At 71.5% G+C, this 4,739-nt stretch carries 6 protein-coding genes; 3 read left to right on the top strand and 3 right to left on the bottom strand.

The window, feature by feature from the left end; all coding sequences use genetic code 11:
- Nucleotides 1–48: 48 nt before the first annotated feature.
- Nucleotides 49–909 (top strand): SDR family NAD(P)-dependent oxidoreductase, encoded by an 861-nt coding sequence (locus tag ABD194_RS09935; protein WP_343990782.1) that lies wholly within the window; start codon nt 49–51, stop codon nt 907–909.
- On the opposite strand, the gene ABD194_RS09930 is transcribed toward ABD194_RS09935, so the two are convergent.
- Together ABD194_RS09930 and ABD194_RS09925 are read right to left on the bottom strand one after the other, a co-directional pair.
- A complete protein-coding gene (locus ABD194_RS09930; RefSeq protein ID WP_343990780.1) occupies nt 896–2,371 on the bottom strand; it encodes an aminotransferase class I/II-fold pyridoxal phosphate-dependent enzyme in 1,476 nt (491 codons plus the stop codon). The two genes, ABD194_RS09935 and ABD194_RS09930, sit on opposite strands and share 14 nt — an antisense overlap.
- Nucleotides 2,372–2,411: 40 nt before the next feature.
- Complete coding sequence (locus ABD194_RS09925) at nt 2,412–3,602, bottom strand: carboxylate-amine ligase (protein ID WP_343990778.1); 1,191 nt, start codon at nt 3,600–3,602, stop codon at nt 2,412–2,414.
- A 204-nt stretch (nt 3,603–3,806) separates the two neighbouring features.
- On the opposite strand from ABD194_RS09925, the gene ABD194_RS09920 reads away from it, so the two are divergent.
- Nucleotides 3,807–4,040: a hypothetical protein gene (locus ABD194_RS09920; protein ID WP_343990776.1), complete on the top strand. Its 234-nt coding sequence runs from the start codon at nt 3,807–3,809 to the stop codon at nt 4,038–4,040.
- Here ABD194_RS09920 and ABD194_RS09915 read toward each other — a convergent pair.
- Nucleotides 4,012–4,470 carry an acyl-CoA thioesterase gene (locus ABD194_RS09915; RefSeq protein ID WP_343990774.1) on the bottom strand — a complete coding sequence of 153 codons (459 nt, stop codon included), beginning with the start codon at nt 4,468–4,470 and terminating at the stop codon, nt 4,012–4,014. The two genes, ABD194_RS09920 and ABD194_RS09915, sit on opposite strands and share 29 nt — an antisense overlap.
- Nucleotides 4,471–4,539: 69 nt before the next feature.
- On the opposite strand from ABD194_RS09915, the gene ABD194_RS09910 reads away from it, so the two are divergent.
- A partial coding sequence (locus tag ABD194_RS09910) for a hypothetical protein (RefSeq protein WP_343990772.1) occupies nt 4,540–4,739 on the top strand: 200 nt, incomplete at its 3' end.

The raw sequence follows: 4,739 nt of genomic DNA, 5'->3' as shown, positions 1-4,739 counted from the left end.
GCGCCCACGGCAAGGTCACGCTCACCGTCCGCCAGTAGGTTGAGCCGTATGCCGTCACGCCTGCCCCGCGCCCGCACCTCCGCCCGCACCTCCGCCCGCGCCACCGCCCCCGCGTCCCCCCGGCGCGTCCTCGTCACGGGAGGGGCCTCCGGCCTCGGCCTCGCACTCGTGCGCGCCCTCGTCGCGAGAGGTGACGAGGTGCTCGCGACCGACATCCACGAGGACCGACCCGACGTGCTGCCCGAGGCGGCGGCATACCTGACCCTCGACGTGCGCAGCGACGACGCGTGGGCGGCCGCCCTCGCGCACGTCCGCGAGACGTGGGGCGGGCTCGACCTGCTCGTCAACAACGCCGGCGTCGCCGCGGGCGGCCGCATCGACGTCGCGACCATGGACGAGTGGCGCTGGATCGTCGACATCAACCTGCTCGGCGTCGTCCGCGGCTGCCGCACCTTCACGCCGCTCCTCAAGGAGCAGGGCAGCGGCCACATCGTCAACACCGCGTCGCTCGCGGGGCTCGTCCACGCCCCGGGCATGGCCGCCTACAACACGGTCAAGGCGGGGGTCGTCGCCCTGAGTGAGACGCTCTCGCACGAGCTGGCGCCGCACCACATCGACGTCTCGGTCGTGTGCCCGTCCTTCTTCCGCACCAACCTCGGGGCCTCCTTCCAGGGCGCCGACACCGAGATGGAGGCAGCCGGCAAGAAGATGGTGAGCGGCTCCAAACGCTCCGCCGAGGAGGTGGCCGCCATCGTCGTCCGCGGCATCGACGCGCGCCGCGACGTCATCCTGACCGACCGCGACGGGCACCTCGCCTGGCGGGCCAAGCGCTTCGCGCGCCCGGTCTACACCGCGGCGATGCGCCGGGCGGCGCGACGCACCGCCCGGACGCCGGTCAGCTCTTCGTGAGGTCGTCCGCCTCCGCCTTGACGACCCGGAAGGTCTTCAGGTCCGGGTCGGAGGCGTCGGGGATCGTCATGCCGGCAGCCTTCCCGGCCCGGAGGTAGTCGACGACCGCCTGGTTGAAGCGCTCGCCGGGAAGCACGGCGGGCACGCCGGGCGGGTAGGGGCTCACCATCTCGGCGGCGATGCGACCCACGGGGTCCTCGACCTGCTCGGTCTTGGCGAAGAAGGCGTCGCGTGGCGACATGGCCTGCTCGAGGTTCAGCTCCTCCAGCGGTGGGATCTGAGGGGCGGGCCGCTGCTCCTTCGGCGGGTCGGTGGCGAGCTTCTCCATCGCCTCGCCCAGGCGGTCCATCGCGTGGTCGTCGTCGGCGTACGTCAGGGAGAAGACGATCCGGCGCGCGTCCCCGAGCTGGGCCGCGATCTGGCACTCCGACTCGAGCCAGTCCTTGACCTGGTAGCCGGTGATCCCCAGGGCCGACACGTCGACGCTGAGCTTCAGCGGGTCCCACTCCGCGACGCCGGTCGTCTCGTGGATCGACTCGTCGATGACCGTGAAGCCCTCGATGGCCGACAGGCGTTCCCGCATCGCCGCGGCACGATTGAGCGCGCCGTCGATGAGTTCCTTGCCGTTCAGAGCGAGGTGCCGGCGCCACCCGTCGATCGAGCCGAACATCAGCGGCGAGGGGCTGGTCGTGGTGATGAGGTCGAGCCGAAGCCGCAGGTCCACGGTGTCGACGATGTCGCCGCCGACGAGGATCATCGAGGCCTGGCAGAGGCCTCCGTCGGCCTTGTGCAGGCTCTGGACCGACAGGTCGGCACCGGCCTTCACGGCGGCTGTCGGCGGGTCCGGGTGGAAGCCGAAGTGGCCGCCCCAGGCCTCGTCGACCATGAGCGGCAGCCCGTGCTCGTGGCAGAGGTCCGCGACGCCCTTGACGTCCGCGCCGGTGCCGTACTCGGTCGGCGTGATGAGCATGACGGCGCGGATCTCGGGGTCGTCCTCGAGCGCCCGCTTGACCGTCTCGGTCGTCGCCGGGTGGGCGATCTCGCGCTCGTGGTCCCACGAGGGACGCAGCCACACCGGTTCGGCACCGGCGAGGATGAGGCTGGCGACCACCGACTTGTGCACGTTGCGGTCGACGAGGATCTTCTCGCCCGGACCGATGAGGGTCAGCAGGCAGGTGTGGATCGAGATGCTCGAGCCGCACGTCGTGAAGACGGCGTCGCGGGCGCCGACGGCAGCGGCATACAGCTTCTCCGCGTCGCCCACGGAGGACTTCGCCATGATGACGTCCGCCTCGAAGGCGCCCCGGGAGAGCACGCTGGCCGTGCGCTCGTCGATCCCCCTGCCGAAGCGGTGTCCCGGCAGCGAGAAGGGGTAGAGGCCGGAATCGCGAAGCTGCTTGATGGTGTCGAGGACCGGTGTCTTGTCCTGGTCGAGCTGCTGGGTGTCCTGGCTGCTGTCCATGCGAGCCAGTTACCCGCGTCTCGAATCCTTGACGCGGGGCTCACGCCTCTTCAGGGATCTCACAGACCAGGTGCGTCACGGCTGGCAGACCGCCCTGCGCGAGCGCCTCCCGCTGGCGTCGGGCCCCGTTGCCGCGCTCCAGCACCGAGCGTACGAGCGAGAGCATGACCTCCCCCTCGTCGCCGAGCAGGGGAGCCACCTGTCGGGCGACGTCGAGCACGACGACGACCGCCGGGTCCAGGTGCGGAGTGTCGCCGAGCGTCGTCGGGACCACGAGCTCACGGTCCAGCCCGTGGCTGGCCGCCTGCCACGAGGCGGCGCGCAGGATCGAGGGTGACGGCTGGGGGCAGGGATGACCGGCGTCCTCGTCGGCGAGCGCCTGGGTCACGAGGCCGCGCACGAGTCCGGCGAACGCCACGGCGCTGTCCACGTCGGGAGCAACGTCGCCGACCCGCACCTCGATGGTGGGGAAGTGCTCGCTCAGCCGCGCCTGCCAGTAGACCATCCCCAGGTCCAGGATGACCCCGGTGCGAAGCAGCGCGCTCAGGTGCGCCTCGTGCTCGGCCGCATCGGCGAAGAAGGGTGGAGCGCCCTCGACAGGCCAGCGTTGCATGTGCACCGCCCGCCAGCTGGCGAAGCCGGTGTCGCGGCCGCGCCAGACAGGCGAGTTCGCCGAGAAGGCCAGCAGCACAGGCAGGTACGGGCGCAGCCGGTTCATCACCTTGACGCCGGTCTCGCGGTCCGGCACCTCGACGTGGACGTGCATGCCGTTGAGGAGCTGCTCGTCGACCAGGGCGCCCGCCGTGCGCCGCAGGGCCAGGTAGCGGGTGTCCTGGGTGACCGGCTGCTCCGCGTGGCAGTCCGGCGCCGTGCCCACAGCACCCAGGCCGACGTGGTGCTCCTCGGCTGCGAGCGCCAGCGCGCGCCGCGACGCCCGCAGGCTCGCTGCCACCTCCCCGAGCGTGGAGCAGGCCGGGGTGGCTGTCTCGACCTGCGACCGGAGCAACTCGTGCTGGAGGGCGTTCTGCGCGGGCCCGTGGACGGACTTCGCGAGCGCCAGAACGGGACCTGCAACAGGCACCGGCAGTCCGGTGGTGCGGTCGAGGAGCAGGAACTCCTCCTCGACCCCGATCGTCGGCAGGGCGGGTGCTGCGGGCGTCGAGACGGCCCCCGAGGCGGCCGGGGCATGGGTGGGAGCCAGGGGACCGGCATTCAGCGGTGCGGCAGGCATGGCATTGCTTCTTCGCTCGAGGGACAGCCGTCACGGCAGCCCCGCTCCTGCGCCTGCTTGTTCAACGCAGCGCGCACATACCCGCGGAGGGTGTGGTTCAGTCTCCGCCGGTTTGACACCGTGCCTGACGCCCCGCAAGGTGGACGCGCCTCCAACCCAGCGGGCTCCACGCATACGACGCCTCGTGTCCATCTGGAGGACCCCATGTCAGGCACCGAACCCGTGCCCAGCGCCCGCGAGCTCATCCTCGAGCTCGTCGAGCTGCAGGACCGCATCGACAGGGTCCGCGTCCCGGAGCCGAGCCCCGAGGCCGAGTCCGCCGGCGTGCCCGAGCCACCCGAGCTGGTCGAGCTGGTCGAGCGCGAGGAAGCGGTGATCGCCGAGCTGCGCGACTACCGCGAGAGCCAGCTCAGGCTTCCGTCATCGCCGCCTGCATGAGCTCGCGCAGGTGCGCCGGGATGGGCGTGGAGCGGCGGCTCTTCGCGTCGATCTCGACGTGCACCCAGCGGCCCAGGGCCTTGATGGCCGCGTCGGCCGCGGGACTGCGGTCGGGGTCGACGAAGAGCCCGAGCTGGTAGGTGACGCTGCTCGTCCCGAGCCGAACCACCCGGATGCCGACGACGAGCGGCGTCGGGAACGCCACCTCGGCGTAGAACGCGCACGACGACTCCGCCACGACGCCCTGGGTCGCGTCGGTCATCGGGTCGATGGTCAGGTGCTCGGCCTGCCACCCGTTGATCGCCGAGTCGAACAGCTCGTAGTAGACGGCGTTGTTGAGGTGGCCGTACATGTCGTTGTCGGACCACCGGGTCGTCACCGGGCGGTGGACCGGGAAGTCGGCGAGGGTCAGCGTGCGCGGGTCGGACATGGCGTCATCCTGCCGGAGCCTGTGGAGGGAAGGCCGGACCGTGTCGGTGCGCGAACGTAGAGTGCTCGGGTGGCGTGGAGCGTGGGGCGAGCGACGTGGGTGGGCGACGTCACCGACCCCGACATCGCCCAGCAGGTCGGCTCGCGCACCTTCGAGCGGGGGATGGCGTATGCCGCCGAGCGCCGGGTGCGCTCCCTGGCCACCCGCCCCGACGGGATGATGTTGCTCGGCACCATCCAGGGCAGCGGCACCGAGACCTACCAGACGAT

This window comes from Terrabacter terrae, assembly GCF_039529575.1.
In the GTDB taxonomy this organism is placed as follows: Bacteria; Actinomycetota; Actinomycetes; order Actinomycetales; family Dermatophilaceae; genus Terrabacter; species Terrabacter terrae.
Note: the sequence above shows the minus strand (reverse complement) of the source record. Positions and strands in the feature narration are given on the sequence as shown.